A 17,430-nucleotide genomic window follows, 5' to 3' on the forward strand; every position below is an offset into this window, starting at 1 on the left:
CTGGCGGTACGGCCGCCGGGCCCATTGGTTAACAAAAAACGCCCCTGCAGCCTCGGCTGCAGAGACGTCGGTACGCGGTTCCACTCTGCTTGGAGACCCGGATCGCCTGCGGCGTCGGTAGGTCTCCCTCTTGGGCCGCCCGGTAACGGGGGCGGATTCCGGTCCGGCCTAGCGTTCTCACCCGAAGGCCGGGGAGCGCGGTCAGCCGGACGGCTCACGGGTGCATTTCTGCGGCGGGCAGACGAATAACTCTCAGCCTGGACCCTCCGGGCCCGCGGTTACTCTCTCTGGTTGCTGCCCCGTCCGGCATACTTCTCCCGATCACAGCCGTTCATATGTCTTCATCTTATCCAAAAGCTCCCGCACTGACAAGGGGAGCGGGCCGCCCAAAAATCTTAAGCTCCCTTGATCTGCGCCTTCAAGCGGTCGACCGTAACGTCTCTGCCGAGCAGCGCAATCGTTGCGTTCAAATCCCGGCCGTGTATCTGGCCGGTCAGGGCGACGCGGATCGGCATGAACAGCGCCTTGCCCTTGTGACCGGTCTCCTTCTGGACTTCTTTGATCCAGGCGGCAATCCCCTGCGGCGTGAACTCGCTTCCCGCCTCGATCTTCGCCAGGAAGGCGGACAGCACTTCCGGAACCTGCGGTTCCGCCAGGATCTGCGCGGCTTCCGTGTCCAGCTCCAGATGCCGGCGGAAGAACAGCGCCGACAGCTCTACAATATCGGAGGCGGCCACCATCTGCTCCTGATAGAGCGCTACCAGGCTCTCCGCCCACGCCTGCTGCTCGGAAGACAGCTCGGCCGGAAGGCGCGCAGCCTTCTGGAGATGAGGAATCGCCAGCGCCGCAATCCGCTTCGGATCGGCATTCTTGATATAGTGATTGTTCAGATGAGCCAGCTTATTCGTATCGAACACCGCCGGACTCTTGGACAGGCGGTCGGCATTGAAGATCGAGATCAGCTGCTCTCGGCTGAAAATCTCCTCTTCGCCTTCCGGCGACCAGCCCAGCAGCGCGATGTAGTTGAACAGCGCTTCCGGCAGATAGCCGAGCTCGTCATACTGCTCGATGAACTGGATAATCGATTCATTCCGCTTGCTGAGCTTCTTGTGGTCTTCGCCGACAATCAGCGTCATATGGCCGAAGACCGGCGCTTCCCAGCCCAGGGCTTCATAGATCATGAGCTGGCGCGGCGTATTGGAGATATGATCTTCGCCCCGAAGCACATGCGTAATCTTCATCAGGTAGTCGTCGACTACTACCGCATAGTTATACGTAGGAATGCCGTCGCGCTTGACGATGACAAAATCGCCCATTTCGTCCGTCTGGAACGAAATCGTGCCTTTTACCATATCGTTGAACGTATAGGTCCGGTTCTCCGGTACCCGGAAGCGGATGCTCGCCGTGCGTCCTTCGGCCTCGTAAGCCGCACGCTGCTCCTCCGTCAGATTGCGGTGCTTGCCGGAATAGCGGGGCGTCTCGCCCCGGGCCAGCTGCTCTTCCCGTTCCGCTTCCAGCTCCTCTTCCGTACAGTAGCAGCGGTAAGCCAGACCTTGGTCCAGCAGCTGCTGGGTATAGGTACGGTAAATATCGAGCCGTTCCGTCTGCCGGTACGGACCGTATTCCCCGCCGATATCCACGCTCTCGTCCCAATCCATGCCCAGCCATTTCAAATATTTCAGCTGGCTCTCTTCGCCGCCGGCAATATTGCGCTTCAGGTCCGTATCTTCAATGCGGATAATGAACTTGCCGCCCTGCGATCTGGCATACAGATAATTGAACAAGGCCGTTCTGGCATTGCCAATATGTAAATGTCCCGTCGGGCTCGGCGCATAACGCACCCGGACTTCGCTTCCCATAATTATCTCCGCCTTCCCTTATGAACTCTAACTTAAGATGATAGCATATCCTGAACCAGGCAGACAATAGACTGGGCGGCGATTCCCTCGCCGCGTCCGGTGAAGCCAAGCTGTTCGGTCGTCGTTGCCTTGACGTTCACCCGGGAGACGTCCGCTTCCAGTGTCTTGGCGATCATCTCCGCCATAGCCGGAATGTACGGCGCCATCTTCGGACGCTGGGCGATAATGGTTGAGTCGATATTGCCGAGCCGGTAACCCTTCTCCCGGGCCATACGCCAGACCCGTTCCAGCAGCTTCACACTGTCTGCATCCTTGAAGGCCGGGTCGGTATCCGGGAAGTGCCGGCCGATATCCCCGAGTCCCAGGGCGCCCAGAATGGCATCGGTAACGGCATGCAGCAGCACGTCGGCGTCGGAGTGGCCGAGCAGCCCTTTCTCATAGGGGATCGTTACCCCTCCGATGATGCACGGGCGTCCTTCCACCAGCTGGTGTACGTCGAATCCTTGTCCTACAGCGATCATGATGTTCTCTCCCCTGACGGTTTACTTGTAAATTCTGCGAAATCCAGATCTTCGGGCGTAGTAATCTTGATATTGGCGTAGCTGCCTTCCACGACGGCGACCCGGATGCCGGACCGTTCGGCGACGCTGGAGTCGTCCGTACCGACGAAGCCTTCCCGCTCCGCCGATTCATACGCCGCTAGCAGCTCGGACAGACGAAAAGTCTGCGGGGTCTGAATCGCCCACAGACTGCTCCGGTCGGGCGTCGATACGACAACCCCGCCGTCTACCTGCTTAATCGTGTCCTTGACCGGAACGGCCAGCACGGAGGCTCCGGTCCGCTGCGCTTCGAGGAAGCAGGCGTCGATCTGCGCCGCCTCCACGAACGGCCGGACCCCGTCGTGCACCATGACCCATTCCGTGCCAAGCGCCTTCAGGCCCCGGTGTACGGAATGCTGGCGTTCCGAGCCTCCCGGAAGGACAGCCGCTACCTTGGTCAGCCCATAGGCCTGTACCCATTCCTTGCAGCGTTCGACCTCTCCTTCTCCGGTTACGAGGATGATCTCGGAGATCCGTTCATGCCGCTGAAAGGCCTCCAGCGTATGAACCACGATCGGCTTCCCCCGAAGCAGCAAATACTGCTTGCTCTCCGCCGTGCCCATGCGCGTGCCTCTTCCCGCCGCTACAATGACGGCGCCTACTGCGTTTGACATCCCTGATGGCTCCTGTTCTTCACGTATATGCTCCATCATAACGCGTTTGGCTGCCGTTTCCAAGCCCGGCGCAGCTGACAGGCAGCGGCCCTCCCGGCGCTCCGTATCTTTACTGCGCCTTCTCCAGCAGCTTCGGCTTGGCAAAGATCATCCGTCCGGCCGAAGTCTGCAGCACACTTGTCACCAGTACTTCCATCGTGCTGCCGATGAAATCCCGGCCGCCTTCCACCACAATCATCGTCCCGTCATCAAGATAGGCGACGCCCTGACCGTGCTCCTTGCCGTCCTTGATAACCTGCACGACAATTTCTTCGCCCGGCAGCACCACCGGCTTGACGGCATTGGCCAGATCGTTGATGTTCAGCACGGAGACTCCCTGCAGCTCGCACACCTTGTTCAGATTGAAGTCATTCGTAACCACCTTGCCGCGCAGCACTTTCGCAAGCTTGACCAGCTTGCTGTCCACCTCGGAAATTTCATCGAAGTCTCCTTCGTAGATCAACACTTTAACATCGAGTTCCTTCTGGATTTTATTCAAAATGTCGAGTCCGCGGCGTCCCCGGTTGCGCTTGAGCAGGTCAGAAGAATCGGCGATATGCTGCAGCTCCTCCAGCACAAATTCGGGGATGACAATCGTTCCTTCAATAAAACCGGTCTTGCAGATATCGGCAATCCGCCCGTCGATAATTACACTGGTATCGAGAATCTTGTGCTCTTCCGGCCCCCGGCCTTCCGGCTGCTCCGCGCGTCCCCAGTTCCCGGTCGCCCACAGCGCCGCCAGCTCCTGCTTCTTGGCAAGCCCGACGCGCAGGCCCGTATACCCGAGTGCGACTGCCGAAACGGCCTGCAGCACATCCCCCGTCCGTCCGAGCCAAGACAAGCCCGGCACGGCAAGCAGAGACAGAAGCAAGCCTCCCGTCAGCCCTGCCGCTCCCGCGGCCAGCTCATCCATCGGTATCCGGCTGCACCACTGCACCCATTCCTTCAGTCTGCCTCCGCCCCAACGAACGGAGACGGTTCCCGCCAACAGAAAAATAAGAGCTCCCACTACCGTAAACAACCATCCGCCGCCGACCGGCAGATGTTCCTTCAACCCGCGCATGCCAGCCGGGAAGTCTTCCGCCGCGGCCGCATACAGCGAATAACCGGCCCAGCCTCCCAGCAGCGCGGCTCCGCCTGCTGTCCATCTTTTCCACATTGCTTAAGGCGCACCTCCTGTAAAATACCTTTCTATCCCCAGTATGTTCCAATTTATCCTGCGGTAATCGTTCCGGTTCTCTATATTTTTACGGACTTCCGCCGCTTGAAAGGGCCGCAGGCACTGGCATATAATGAATGCAATTACATAATACCGGGGAGGAATTGGAATGAGCTCGCCAACTTTGCAGGATTTTCAGGATCAGGTAGCCGAGCTGCTGCTTCGCCACCGCAGTCTTTTGGACGTGCTGTCCAAGAACGGGCAGAGCAGCGCTTCGGTGAACCGGGCCGTCGTCAAGGCCATTACGGAGTGCGGGTGCATTCAGCTTCATGCCACGAAGCAGGTGTTCGAGCCCGGAGACAGCCTGGAGCAGGCCAAGGAGCATGCCGGTACCCATGTCGAAGGCGAATTATGCGAGAACTGCCGGGAAGTCGTTGGCTCCGAGCTGGGTCGCGAGCTGTTCTATATGTCCGCCTTATGCAATCTGCTCGGTATTCGCATGGACGAGGTGGTCGCCAAGGAGTCGCAGAAATGCGCCACGCTTGGACTGTTCAATATGTCGTAGCTTTCTTTCCCGTCCGGGAACCTTATCTTATATACACAGACAAAAAAGCCGGCCATGCCTTTACCGCATGACCGGCTCTTTCTCTCTCTTCTAATTCTCCGGATTGTCCAGAATCAGACTCTCGCTGTTCCCGAACAAATCATCAACCCAGTAATTCCGGCTGGAAGAGCGGATCCACCACTGCTGCTCCTGGCCGGGCTTGGGAGTAATGACGTACGTATTGCTCGATGTGCTGTTGGACTCCTCGGTTCCGGGATACGCATACTCTTCCTCTGCCGTGATCCGGACTCCATCCTCATAGAATTCAATGTTATCCGGCGCTACCGCTACCCGCACGAGGCGGACTTGACGGCCGGGCGTCTCCGGCACCTCACTGAAGGTCTGGTAAGCATCTCCGTCGGGGTCCAGTCCCGTAAGCAGCGAGGAATCGGCGGCATTATAAGCCTTGGTCCAGGAGACGTTGGCTTCCAGCAGCAGCTTCGCCGCCTGCGCCGCTACCGAATCCTTTAGCAGGGTCTCCAACTCAATGTCATCCGTCTCCGACGCTTCCCAAGTCCGGCTCTGCTCAACCGGCATCCCCAGATAAGCACCTTTGGCCTCCACCTTAAGTTCGGCGGGCTTGGGCACTACGGAGAGGGTGTTGTAGTCGCCGTCTTCGGCCTGAGGCAGCTCCTTGCCGTTCAGCGTATAGGTGATGTCGGCAAAAGTTGGAATCTCAACCCGCAGACCGCTCTCCAGCCGGTCATACAGGTAGATCTCCTCTGACGATGTATTCAGCAGGTCCACGGTTCCTTCCAGCGTTTCACTGCCGCCGTAAGGATTGGTTACCTTCGCCTGATAGGAATAGACGGCAGGCCACAGCGAGTCGAAGGTCCCCTGCGCGCTCTCCAGCGTCTCCAGCGATCCGCCTGCCGTCCAGTCTTCTCCCTGCTCCATGGTCACCTCGGCCGGAGTCACATTAAAGACCCAGCGGGTCCCCCGCCAGCTGCTTTCTTTGACAAAATAGACAGGAGCTCCGTCGCCATCTCCGTCCGTCCCGTAATCGGAGTCATTCTCCGCCTCCTGCTCGGCGGCATAGAGCGCATCCTTGAGGTAGGACTCATATCCGTAAGCCGTTTCGTCATTAAACGCCTTACGGAACGCCTCCACGCGGTCCTCCGCTCTCATCGCGGTATTGGAGTCATCCAGATAGGTCAGCAATTGGTCCACGTCCCGGGCTGTAACCGCCGCCTGCAGCTTCTCCTCCAGCTTGGCCGGGGTGGAGGGTCCATATGTAAAATGAAAGATGCTGTAGGTTACTGCCGCCGCCCCTACGATGCCGACGGATACAGCGGTAATCACCTTAGTCTTCCGGCTCCAAGGCCGGCGTGCAGCTTTGGCGGGCGGAGCCGGCCGGAAGCCGCTCTGCTGCACCGGCGCTTGGGAGACGGGCTGTCCGCATTCTCCGCAGAACCGGGCATTCTCCTCGATTTTGGCACCACAATTTCCACAAAACACAATGAATGACCCCCGATTAAATGACAATAGCAGTTACCAGCATAAACAGCAGGAAATAGACCGCAATGCTCAGCGTGATGAAAGAGAAGCGCCGTTCCCGGGATACCCGGAAGATATCCGACGAAGATATAACGGTCGTGGTCAGGGCTGCAATCAGATTCACCAGCAGCACCAGCGTCGCCAGACGCAGATTGATCAGGGTGCAGAGCGCCGCCACCACAAACCCGGCGCCGAACGTATACTGCATGCCGCCTATGTATGTAACGACTTCTTTGGCCGTCAGTTTCCGGCTTCCCCGCCATTGACCGATCAGCCAGACGGAAGCCGTCAGGACCAGGATGGAGACCAGCCCGAGTACAAACACTCTCCCCATTACGGCCGAACTGACAGCGCTGCTCGGCTCGAACAGATCATAATAGTCGTCATAGCCGCCGAATCCGCCGAACACGCTGCCTATGATATCAAAGATCTTCTTGTTCAGCGCCCAGCCCCAGATCATGAAGCCAAGCAGCGATGCCACCAGACCCAGCAGGCCGTTAACAAAATCTTTCTCCGGCTGCAGGGTCGCTGCACGCTCCGGATTCTTCATCAGGTACAGCATTGTATTGAAGTTCACCTGCTGCGGTCTCACCTGAGGCTGCATAGCGGCTCCGCCGTTCCACGCTCCCTCGTTTCCTGACCATCCCGCCGCGACCTCCTCACAGACATGCGGTTCTCCCTCTGTCAACTTCTGTCCACACTTCGTACAAAACGCCATTCTTTTCCCCCCTGTGTAATCGGTGCAGTATTCTTATGAGTCTACGTGCCCATTTCATCATAACCCATAATTTAGGCCAAAAGAAGTAAGAAATAACCATATAGGCCCGGAGGAGCCTAAAGAGAGAAAAAAGAACTCTTCCCGCCCTGGTAAGGGAGAAGAGTTCTCTTTAGGTAAAGGTCTTTAGCCATTCTTGGAATGATAGACTTCATCCTCGGAACGGCCTCTGCGGCGCCGCCGCCGGCGGGCGGAAGCTGCCACCCGGTCCACATTCTGCTTCATGCCATAGAGCGCATAGAGCGCAAGCAGCACAAAGATCATCTTCGAAATCTGTTCCGGGAACATCACCGCAACCGCAACGGCGATAATGATCACGATCGGAGCGCCGGCCAGAGCTTTCTTCGGCAGACCGATTTTCTTGAAATTCGGATATTTCACGGTGCTCACCATCAAGTAGCAGAGCAGCAGAGAAGAGACAATCATGAACGGCGGCGATACGTCCTTATGGAACAGGGACAGCGTAGCCAGCACGCCTCCGGCCGCCGGAATCGGCAGACCGATAAAATAGCCGGGAATCCCCGGGCGGACATTGAACCGGGCCAGACGCAGAGCGCCGAACACCGGGAACATGGCCGTTACCGACCAGGCCAGGGCAGAGTGCAAATCCTGCAGGCTGGTTACATACATAATAAGTGCGGGGGCCACGCCGAATGACACGACATCGGACAGGGAATCCAGCTCTTTGCCGAACTCGCTCTCCGCATGGAGTGCGCGGGCAACCCGTCCATCCAGTCCGTCGGCCAGCATCGCGATAATGACCATGATGGAAGCCAGGCCGATTCTCCCGTCGAGTGCCAGCATAATACCAAACATTCCGAGCATCAGATTCATCAGCGTAAATATACTCGGAATCGATTTCTGTATCATTTCTTCACCTCTTGTATTCATTGGGCCTAGGGAAATATCCAACATTAGGTGATTGTATGTGATTTACATTTGTCTGTCAATAAGAACCTGTTTTTGCAGACGTTTTAAACCTTCCTGAATGCCCCGTGCCCGCGCCTCACCGATCCCGTCCACTTCGTCCAGCTCCGCAATGCTTGCCGTCATCAGGTTCGGCAGCATCTCGAACCGCTCCACCAGATTATGAATAATGACATTGGGCAGTCGGGGAATCTTGTTCAGCAGCCGGTAGCCGCGCGGCGTGACCGGTTCCTCGGCAGCGATCGACGTAGACGGATAACCCAGCAGTCGCGCGATATGGATGTCGTCCATCAGCTCATCGTCGCTTGCCCGTTTCAGCCCGTTGATAATCTCGCGGATCTTCTCCTCTTCCTCTTCACGGGCGTAGTCCCGGTAGAGCAGCCAGGCTTCTTCTTCCGTATTGCCGACCAATTCTTCCATCTGCATGCTGATGAGCCGGCCTTCGTTCCCGAGCTCGTTGATGTAGCGCTTGATCTCGGTCTTGATCCGGAGCACCATCTCCACGCGCTGTATCACGCCAACCACCTCAGGCACCGTGACAATCCCCTCATACTCAGAGGCCGACAGATTGGTCAGCGCCTGCGTCAGCACCGCCTTGTATTTCTCCAGCGTCTGAATGGCCTGGTTCGCCTTGGTGAGAATCACCCCGATTTCCTTCAGCGCATAGCGGATCGAGCCTTGGTAGAGCGTGATGATGTTCCTTCTCTGCGAGATGGAAACCACCAGCTTGCCCGTCTGCTTCGCTACCCGCTCGGCTGTCCGGTGCCGGATGCCGGTCTCGATCGAAGAGATCGACGAATCGGGGATCAGCTGGGTATTGGCGTACAATATCCGTTTCAAGTCCTCGCTCAGAATGATGGCGCCGTCCATTTTGGCCAGTTCATACAGATAGTTCGGGGAAAAATCGCAATTGATCGAGAATCCCCCGTCCACGACCTCCATGACCTCCGGGCTGTAGCCGACCACGATCAGCGCGCCCGTCTTGGCCCGCAGCACGTTCTCCAACCCTTCGCGAAAAGGCGTTCCCGGCGCGGCCAGCCTGAGCAGGTCGTTCATATTGTCCAGTTGTTCCTTCATGTCTCCCGCCCCCTAATCCAGTGCGACCGCTAACGCTTCCGCCACGGTATTGACTCCGATAATTTGAATATCCTTCGGATGCTTCCAGCCCTTCATGCTCTTCTCCGGCATAATGACCCGCCGAAATCCGAGCTTCGCCGCCTCTTTCACCCGCGTCTCGGCCCGCGAGACGCCTCTGACTTCGCCCGTCAGTCCGACTTCGCCGAAGAACACGTCGTAGGCCTTGGTCGGAATGTCGCGGAAGCTGGAGGCGATGCTGACGGCGACCGCCAGATCAATGGCCGGTTCATCGAGCTTCACGCCGCCGGCCACATTCAGATAAGCGTCCTGGGTCTGCAGGAACATGCCCATCCGTTTCTCCAGCACGGCGATAATCAGCGCCATCCGCTGGTGGTCCATGCCGGTGCACATCCGCCGCGGAGACGGAAAATGGGTAGCCGCCACAAGCGCCTGCAGCTCTACCAGCACCGGCCGCGTTCCTTCCATGCTGGCCACCACCGTTGATCCGGCGACGCCAAGCGGCCGCTCGGAGAGGAAGAGCTCCGACGGATTCTCCACCTCGCGCAGTCCGTCCTCGCCCATCTCGAAGATGCCAATCTCGTTGGTAGAGCCGAACCGGTTCTTCACGGCGCGCAGCAGACGGTACGTGTGATGGCGTTCGCCTTCAAAATACAGCACGCAGTCCACCATATGCTCCAGCATCCGGGGACCGGCGATAGCGCCTTCCTTGGTAACATGTCCGACCAGCACAGTCGCAATCCCCCGGACTTTGGCAATCCGCATGAACCGGGTCGTACATTCTCTGACCTGGGAGACGCTTCCGGGAGCGCTCGTTACTTCCGGCAGATAGACCGTCTGGATCGAGTCAATGACCAGGAATTGCGGCTGAATCGCCTCTATCGCTTCCTCGATGCTCTCCATGTTGGTCTCGCACAGAACGAACAGTTCGGCGGACAACGCCCCGAGCCGATCGGCGCGAAGCCGGGTCTGACGCACGGATTCTTCACCGGAGATATACAGGACCCGAAGGCCTTGGGCTGTCAGCGCATGAGAAGTCTGGAGCAGGAGCGTCGACTTCCCGATACCGGGGTCGCCCCCGACCAGCACAAGCGAACCGGGCACGATGCCGCCGCCGAGAACCCGGTTTAATTCCCCGATTCCGGTCAGAATGCGCGGTTCCTGATCGCTCTCTATACTTATGATCGACTGCGGCTTTTCTTTACTATGAAAAAGAGGCGTGTTCATCCCCTGCGTTTTGACGACGCTTTCGGTTTCTTCCACCATCGTGTTCCACGCTTGGCAGCCCGGGCATTTGCCGAGCCACTTCGGAGATTCGGTTCCGCATTCGGTACAATAGAATTTGGTTTTTGGTTTGGCCATGATACTCTCCTTCTAATTGCTCAGCCTATTTAAAAGTTTACCATCTCCGCCTGTCAAACGAAAGGGGAGGACCGAGCGAATCCCGGATTCCCTGAACGTGCAGACCCGCAAAGCTTCTGAAACGGAGCAAAGTCCGCATCCCGTTGCCGGGAGCGGACTTTGCTCTATACTCTCTATACGGTTAACTATCTGTGCTTAGCGTACCCGGCTTATTCCTGATCGCCTTCGCCGGACAGCGCCGGTTCCGTCTTCTTGACAGTCAACTCGCCTTTCTCGATGTCGATGTTCAGCGAATCTCCCTTGGAGATATTGCCCTTCAGCAATTCTTCCGACAGACGGTCCTCGATGTGCTTCTGAATTGCCCGGCGCAGCGGACGGGCGCCGAACTGCGGATCATAGCCTTCTTTGGCAAGGAAGGCTTTGGCCTCATCGGTCAGATGGAAGTCGACGTCATATTCGCGCAGACGCTTCCGAAGCTCTTCGGACATCAGCGTGACAATCTCCGCAATATGCTTCTCTTCCAGCGAATGGAAGACAATGATTTCGTCGATCCGGTTCAGGAACTCGGGGCGGAAGCTCTTCTTGAGCTCATCCATAACCTTGCCCTTCATGTTGGTATAGTCCGCGCCGGCATCTTGAACCGCCGTGAAGCCCAGCGTCGAATTGCGCTTGATCGCCTCGGCTCCTACGTTGGAGGTCAGAATGATCAGCGTGTTGCGGAAGTCAACCACGCGGCCCTTGGAGTCGGTCAGACGTCCGTCTTCCAGCACCTGAAGAAGAATGTTGAATACTTCCGGGTGAGCCTTCTCAATTTCGTCCAGCAGCACTACAGAGTACGGCTTGCGGCGGACCTTCTCGGTCAGCTGGCCGCCTTCTTCATAGCCGACATATCCCGGAGGCGCCCCGACGAGACGGGATGTGGAGTGCTTCTCCATGTATTCCGACATGTCGATCCGGATAACGGCATTCTCGTCGCCGAACATGGCTTCCGCCAGGGCGCGGGCGAGTTCCGTCTTGCCGACGCCTGTCGGGCCGAGGAAGATGAACGAGCCCATCGGACGCTTCGGATCCTTCAAGCCGGCTCTGGCCCGGCGGATCGCCCGGCTGACCGCCTTGACGGCTTCATCCTGGCCGATAACCCGGTCATGCAGGAGAGCTTCCATATTGAGCAGACGCTCGGTCTCCTCTTCCTTCAGCTTGCTGACCGGAACACCGGTCCAGCTGGCCACCACCTGGGCGATATCCTCCGGCGTGACCTCGGAATCGGCACGGCCCTGCTTTTCCTTCCACTGGTTCTTGGTAATGTCCAGCTCTTCCCGGATTTTCTGCTCCGTATCGCGAAGAGCGGCCGCTTTCTCGAATTCCTGGCTCTGGACGGCGGCGTCCTTCTCCTTGCGGATATCATCCAGACGCGTCTCCAGCTCTTTCAGATTCGGCGGAATTGTGTACGAGTTCAGCCTTACCTTGGAACCCGCTTCGTCGATCAGGTCGATGGCCTTGTCCGGCAGGAAGCGGTCTGTAATGTAACGGTCCGACAGCTTAACGGCAGCTTCAATCGCTTCGTCGGTAATCTTCACGCGGTGGTGCGCTTCATAACGGTCGCGAAGTCCGTACAGAATTTGAATGGCTTCCTCCGGCGAAGGCTGGTCTACGGTAATCGGCTGGAACCGGCGTTCCAGCGCGGCGTCCTTCTCAATGTACTTGCGGTATTCATCCAGCGTGGTTGCCCCGATGCATTGCAGTTCGCCCCGGGCCAGCGCCGGCTTCAGGATGTTGGAAGCGTCGATTGCGCCTTCCGCCCCGCCTGCGCCAATCAGTGTATGCAGCTCGTCGATGAACAGGATGATGTTGCCCGCCTGGCGGATCTCATCCATGATCTTCTTGAGACGGTCCTCAAACTCCCCGCGGTATTTGGTGCCGGCCACGACCGAGCCCATGTCGAGCGTCATGACCCGCTTGTCGCGCAGCGTCTCCGGAATTTCGTTGTTGATGATCTTCTGGGCCAGGCCTTCGGCGATTGCCGTCTTGCCGACGCCGGGTTCCCCGATCAGCACCGGATTGTTCTTCGTCCGGCGGCTCAGCACCTGAATGACGCGCTCAATCTCCTTGCTGCGGCCGATTACCGGGTCCAGATTTCCGTCCTTGGCGTAGGCCGTCAGATCGCGGGCCAATCCGTCCAGCGTAGGCGTGCTGACATTTGCCGTTGAGCCGCTGTGGCTCGAAGTCGCTTCGTTGCTTCCAAGAAGCTGCAGCACCTGCTGGCGAGCCTTGTTCAAGCTGATGCCAAGGTTATTGAGAACGCGGGCGGCTACGCCTTCGCCTTCACGGATCAGTCCCAGCAGAATGTGCTCGGTTCCGACGTAAGTGTGACCCAGCTTCCGTGCCTCATCCATCGAGAGTTCAATCACCTTCTTCGCACGCGGCGTATAGGCGATATTGGTCGGCTGCTCCTGGCCGCGGCCAATCAGCGTCTCCACTTCATCCTGGATCTTCTCCAATCCAAGCCCGAGACCGATCAGCGCTTTGGCGGCGATGCCGTCGCCTTCCCGGATCAGGCCGAGCAGAATATGTTCGGTTCCAATATTATTGTGTCCAAGCCGCACAGCTTCTTCCTGTGCCAGCGCAAGCACTTTTTGCGCCCGTTCCGTAAATCTCCCAAACATCATATCCCCTGCACCTCCATGAATTAATTAAATCGAACCTTGAATCCAATCTATAATCAATGTGTGGTACCCAACGTTTCCCGGAGCAGCTTCGCCCGGTACATATCCAGCTCGGTCGGATGCATCTCATCCCCGAACGTCTTCTGCAGAAAGCCCGGCTGCGTCTTGACGTTAAGCTCGTTCAGCACGGCGATGGAAGGACTCTTCAGAATGCCGAGGTCTACGCCGAGCCTTACATCCGACAGACGCTGCGAGGATTCTTTCAAATCCATGACGGCGGCGTACGAGAGAATGCCGAAGGAGCGCATAATCCGGTCCGTAATCCGCAGCGCCGAAGACGAATCCTGAATCAGCCGCTGACGGGCATTGCGCTCATGCTCGATGATTTGCAGCGCCACCTCATGCAGATTGTCGATGATCTCTTCTTCGCTCTGTCCGAGCGTAATCTGGTTGGAAATCTGAAAGAGATTCCCTACAGATTCGCTGCCTTCCCCGTAAATTCCTCTAACTGTGAGCCCTACCTGGTTAACGGCGAGCAGGATGCGGTTGATCTGCTGCGTCATAACGAGCGCGGGCAGATGCATCATGACCGAAGCTCTGAGCCCGGTGCCGACATTCGTCGGACAGCTGGTCAGAAATCCCCTCCGGTCGTCAAAAGCGTAGTCCACGGACGCCTCGAACAAATCGTCGATGGCCGTCGCGCGTTTCCAGGCATCCCGGACCTGGAAGCCCGGGAACAGGCACTGAATCCGCAGATGATCCTCTTCGTTAATCATAATGCTAACGGATTCGTCTTCATTGATCAGAACCGCCCCGCCGCGGGATTCCTTGGCCAGATTCGGACTGATCAAATGCTTCTCGACCAGCACCCGCTTGTCGAGATCTTCCAGTTCGTCAAGTCTCAGCGCCTGAAAAACGCCGTAGTCGCTCGGCGTGCCGCCCAAGACCGGGGTCAGAATTTCCCTAACCGATTCAGCCTGCTCGGCCGAAGCAATCAGCGGAAAAGGTTGATGCTGAATATTGCGGGCGATGCGCACACGGCTGCTGACCACAATTTCGGAGTGGTCGCCTCCGCTGCGCATCCAGTCGCTTAGCGCATGTTCGGTGAACCGAAGATCTGGCATCGCGCATCCCCCTTTGTTCTTATGACTTTACTATTGCGCCATTTCTTTTTCAAGTCGGCGGATCTGGTCGCGAAGCTCGGCTGCCCGCTCGAACTCTTCCTGTTCAATGCTGACTTTCAGCTGGCCCTTAAGCTCGTCGATTTGGCGGCGGAACGTAATGCGGGCGCCGGCCCGTCTGGGCACTTTGCCGACATGGTTTGTACTGCCGTGCACTCTTTTGAAGAGCGGGTCCAGACTCGGGTCAAAATATTTATAACAAGAGCTGCAGCCAAAACGCCCAAGCTTGCTGAACTGGCTGTATGTCATTCCGCATTCCTCGCATTTGGCCTCCTGGCTGCCCGCCGCAGCAGCGGCCTTATCCTTACCCGCGCTACCGAGATCCAGAAGCCCCGACAGAAGACTGTGGATAGAGAACCCGCTCGGCGTCCCCGGAATCATCTCGCCTTTCTCCCGGGCGCAGCTTTCGCAGATATGGAACTCCGTCTTCTGTCCATTGACAATTTTGGTGAAATGAAGAGTTGCCGGCTTAACGCCGCATTCCTGACAGATCATTGAAGCATTCCTCCTTCGAGACCGAACAGCTTACTTGCTCATCAGGGAAATCAGCATGGCTTTCATCAGCTTGGCCCGGATTTCATCGCGGTAAGGCAGCTTAACCGCCAGACTCTCCCGCGATACGGCGGCGCGCATCAGACAGGCTTCGCGCTTGCTTAAGAAACGCGCTTCTTCCAATTGATAGATCAGCCCTTCGGCGGTGTTCTGATCGATTTTGTCGCCGATGGTGCCGCTAAGGTGGGCATGCAGCGCTAGATGCTGGGGGAGCTCGATCCGCTGAATCCGGATATAGCCTCCGCCGCCGCGTTTGCTCTGTACGAGATAGCCCTTCTCCAGGGTGAAGCGGGTGCTGATGACGTAATTAATCTGGGAGGGAACACAGGAGAACTGGTCCGCCAGATCATTGCGCTGAATCTCGACCGCCCCTTCGGGACTCTCCAGCAGCATGCTCTTTAAATATTGTTCAATGACATCCGAAATATTGCGCATCATCTTATCCTCCTCTGCTTAACCATTCATCCTTGGCCCGAATCGCCCAGAATGCGGCGCAATATCGAAATATGGAGGCTTCGATAAGAATCCCGGAGAGGGATTCCGAGAAGACGTAGTTCTGATCTCTAGTGTGACCATCTCGGGAATGGAATCATGCACGAATAACGGCCGTCCTTCTCGTTGACTTTGACTTTCTTTGACTTTATTATAGCATATTTTTTGGATTTGCCAAGGTCTCTCAGCTCGCAATCAGAAAAAATCGAACAGCATGGTCTGCGCTCCCGGTACGGCTGCTCCCAAAAATCTTCGTATCTCCGGATTCCCCGACATCTTCCCGCAAGCAGACATTTCTTCTACCGTGCGATAGCCCAATAATACGGCCGTAAGCGTCCCGATATCGGTATGCACATTCGCCCGTTTCTGCCCATCGCCAATCCGTTCCGTCTTAGGTGTTCCATCCTCATTTACAGTGATCTTCCATAATCCTTGATTCCATGGAGCCTGCTGATCTGTCAGCGATAAATGAAAAGAACATGCGGCCGCCGGGGCGAAACGGTACTTCGCCATGAAGGCTTCCATATCTACAATCCGGGCCATGAAATAGGGATGAACCTCCTGGGAAATACGAGGATCATCTAACAGATAAGGCAGATAATCATCGGAAGGAACCCTGTTCATCTCCGCGTGGGTAACCATAGAGTCATGATTGGATATGAAGCTCCATAAGCCGCGCCGCGCCTCTTCCCCCGAATAGACAAATTCTCCGATAAGCAGCGTTCTGTCGGCAATCCGGTACAGCAAATACCCTTCGGCTTCTCCTTTATCCGTGTAGTAGACGGCGCATTGATTGCCGTGGCCCAGTACGGTTCGTTCCCACCATTCCTCGTTCCGTATAAGCGCTCCGTTATAAGCGGAGGCGAACCGATTATACAGGGTATTCAGCTGCTTCAACTCCGCCTTTCCCCGTTTTACGCTAACTGCAGGCCAGGACGGGAATTGAGCTGCCGGAATCCGATATTTTTTGCACTCGCAGAATACTTCCCACCCAAATCGCCGGTAGAACGGAACTTTAAAAGGATGCAAGAAGGACAAAACTTGCCCTTCCTTTCTCATTCCTTCCAGCGCCTGCTTCAGCAAATGCGCAACAAGTCCCTGGCGGCGATTCTCCGGCCAGGTTGCCACTCCTGCAATTCCTCCCATCGGTACAGCCTTTCCTTGGAGAAAAACCTGGAACGGGAGCCAGGTGTAATGAGCCAACAAGGCGCCGGAATCGTCAAAAGCACCCCATACCTGCTCGGGGCGGAAGCGCTCCTTGGCTTTGACCCGCTCTTCCTGCGGCAAGGTGAACTGAAAGGCATATTCGTCCAGGCTGGTGCTCGCTTCGAACTCTTCATGAGTAAGCTGTCTAATCTTCATGTTCATTAATCAGGGGCCTCCTGCGCATAGAATAATTCTCCATCTCATCCGAGTCTCTCAAAGTCCTAATAGAATGTCAAACTATACAGCCTGTGGATGAAATCCTGAATTGTCCACAAAAAGACTTCACCTATCCACAAGTTGTTTATAATTATTCACAAATTGGCTTGTTTTTTCCCCAACTCGCTTCTTGTTATTCACATTTTGGGGTTATCTTCTTTTTAAAAAGGGTTCTTCCACAGCTTGTCCGTCAAGCGAGGCCCCAGCTGCTCTATTATCCCCAGCCTCCCTGGCGAATCGAAGGATTCTTTCCACACTAAAAATATATCCCTGCGCAACTCGAACGCAGGGATGAACGCAACAAAAAACCACCGCCGAAAGATCGGCAGTGGTTATCTGTGCTTGGCGGCGTCCTACTCTCCCAGGACCCTTCGGTCCAAGTACCATCGGCGCTGGAGGGCTTAACGGTCGTGTTCGGGATGGGTACGCGTGGAACCCCTCCGCCATCGCCACCAAACGTGATTTTTGCGCTGCTTCGCTTCCGCGCTTGGCTTCAGCAAAATATCCATCCTTAATAGGACATGCAGCTTAAAATCGTTCAGGGTTTGCTCCCTGAAAACCGGATCCGAAACTCACATTGCAACTTCTTT

15 protein-coding genes and 1 rRNA gene are annotated in these 17,430 nt (G+C 56.7%); 1 reads left to right on the forward strand and 15 read right to left on the reverse strand.

Features of this window, described 5'->3' with window-relative positions:
- Window positions 1–395: 395 nt before the first annotated feature.
- From gltX to F4V43_RS19125, 4 genes are all read right to left on the reverse strand, one after another.
- A complete protein-coding gene (gltX, locus tag F4V43_RS19110) occupies window positions 396–1,859 on the reverse strand; it encodes a glutamate--tRNA ligase (RefSeq protein ID WP_150459859.1) in 1,464 nt (487 codons plus the stop codon).
- A gap of 32 nt (window positions 1,860–1,891) precedes the next feature.
- Entirely contained in the window at window positions 1,892–2,380 is a 489-nt protein-coding gene (gene ispF / locus F4V43_RS19115) for a 2-C-methyl-D-erythritol 2,4-cyclodiphosphate synthase (RefSeq protein ID WP_150459860.1), read from the reverse strand.
- On the reverse strand, window positions 2,377–3,072 hold the full coding sequence (ispD, locus tag F4V43_RS19120) for a 2-C-methyl-D-erythritol 4-phosphate cytidylyltransferase (RefSeq protein ID WP_150459861.1): 696 nt from the start codon (window positions 3,070–3,072) through the stop codon (window positions 2,377–2,379). Before ispD ends, ispF begins: the two co-directional genes overlap by 4 nt.
- Window positions 3,073–3,181: 109 nt before the next feature.
- Window positions 3,182–4,270: a PIN/TRAM domain-containing protein gene (locus tag F4V43_RS19125; protein WP_150459862.1), complete on the reverse strand. Its 1,089-nt coding sequence runs from the start codon at window positions 4,268–4,270 to the stop codon at window positions 3,182–3,184.
- A gap of 169 nt (window positions 4,271–4,439) precedes the next feature.
- On the opposite strand from F4V43_RS19125, the gene F4V43_RS19130 reads away from it, so the two are divergent.
- Window positions 4,440–4,835 carry a DUF1573 domain-containing protein gene (locus F4V43_RS19130; RefSeq protein WP_150459863.1) on the forward strand — a complete coding sequence of 132 codons (396 nt, stop codon included), beginning with the start codon at window positions 4,440–4,442 and terminating at the stop codon, window positions 4,833–4,835.
- A 90-nt stretch (window positions 4,836–4,925) separates the two neighbouring features.
- On the opposite strand, the gene F4V43_RS19135 is transcribed toward F4V43_RS19130, so the two are convergent.
- The 11 genes from F4V43_RS19135 to rrf all read right to left on the reverse strand — a co-directional run bounded on the left by F4V43_RS19135 (window position 4,926) and on the right by rrf (window position 17,297).
- Window positions 4,926–6,332 (reverse strand): zinc-ribbon domain-containing protein, encoded by a 1,407-nt coding sequence (locus tag F4V43_RS19135; protein WP_191089653.1) that lies wholly within the window; start codon window positions 6,330–6,332, stop codon window positions 4,926–4,928.
- Window positions 6,333–6,348: 16 nt separating this feature from the next.
- The gene (locus tag F4V43_RS19140) at window positions 6,349–6,975 is read right to left on the reverse strand and encodes a hypothetical protein (protein ID WP_223879970.1); all 627 of its coding nucleotides are present in this window, start codon (window positions 6,973–6,975) and stop codon (window positions 6,349–6,351) included.
- A 297-nt stretch (window positions 6,976–7,272) separates the two neighbouring features.
- A complete protein-coding gene (gene pssA, locus F4V43_RS19145; RefSeq protein WP_150459866.1) occupies window positions 7,273–8,016 on the reverse strand; it encodes a CDP-diacylglycerol--serine O-phosphatidyltransferase in 744 nt (247 codons plus the stop codon).
- A gap of 63 nt (window positions 8,017–8,079) precedes the next feature.
- Entirely contained in the window at window positions 8,080–9,150 is a 1,071-nt protein-coding gene (gene disA / locus F4V43_RS19150; protein WP_150459867.1) for a DNA integrity scanning diadenylate cyclase DisA, read from the reverse strand.
- A 12-nt stretch (window positions 9,151–9,162) separates the two neighbouring features.
- Entirely contained in the window at window positions 9,163–10,530 is a 1,368-nt protein-coding gene (radA, locus tag F4V43_RS19155; RefSeq protein ID WP_150459868.1) for a DNA repair protein RadA, read from the reverse strand.
- Window positions 10,531–10,739: 209 nt separating this feature from the next.
- Window positions 10,740–13,196 (reverse strand): ATP-dependent protease ATP-binding subunit ClpC, encoded by a 2,457-nt coding sequence (gene clpC, locus F4V43_RS19160; protein ID WP_150459869.1) that lies wholly within the window; start codon window positions 13,194–13,196, stop codon window positions 10,740–10,742.
- Between the two features lie 53 nt (window positions 13,197–13,249).
- A complete protein-coding gene (locus tag F4V43_RS19165) occupies window positions 13,250–14,317 on the reverse strand; it encodes a protein arginine kinase (RefSeq protein ID WP_150459870.1) in 1,068 nt (355 codons plus the stop codon).
- A gap of 30 nt (window positions 14,318–14,347) precedes the next feature.
- Entirely contained in the window at window positions 14,348–14,869 is a 522-nt protein-coding gene (locus tag F4V43_RS19170) for a UvrB/UvrC motif-containing protein (RefSeq protein WP_150459871.1), read from the reverse strand.
- A gap of 30 nt (window positions 14,870–14,899) precedes the next feature.
- Entirely contained in the window at window positions 14,900–15,361 is a 462-nt protein-coding gene (locus tag F4V43_RS19175) for a CtsR family transcriptional regulator (protein WP_150459874.1), read from the reverse strand.
- Between the two features lie 252 nt (window positions 15,362–15,613).
- A complete protein-coding gene (gene eis / locus F4V43_RS19180) occupies window positions 15,614–16,786 on the reverse strand; it encodes an enhanced intracellular survival protein Eis (protein ID WP_223879971.1) in 1,173 nt (390 codons plus the stop codon).
- Between the two features lie 394 nt (window positions 16,787–17,180).
- Window positions 17,181–17,297: ribosomal RNA gene (gene rrf / locus F4V43_RS19185) — 5S ribosomal RNA — on the reverse strand.
- Window positions 17,298–17,430 lie beyond the last annotated feature (133 nt).

Source organism: Paenibacillus spiritus (genome assembly GCF_008710135.1).
GTDB classification, from domain to species: Bacteria; Bacillota; Bacilli; order Paenibacillales; family Paenibacillaceae; genus Paenibacillus_AQ; species Paenibacillus_AQ glufosinatiresistens.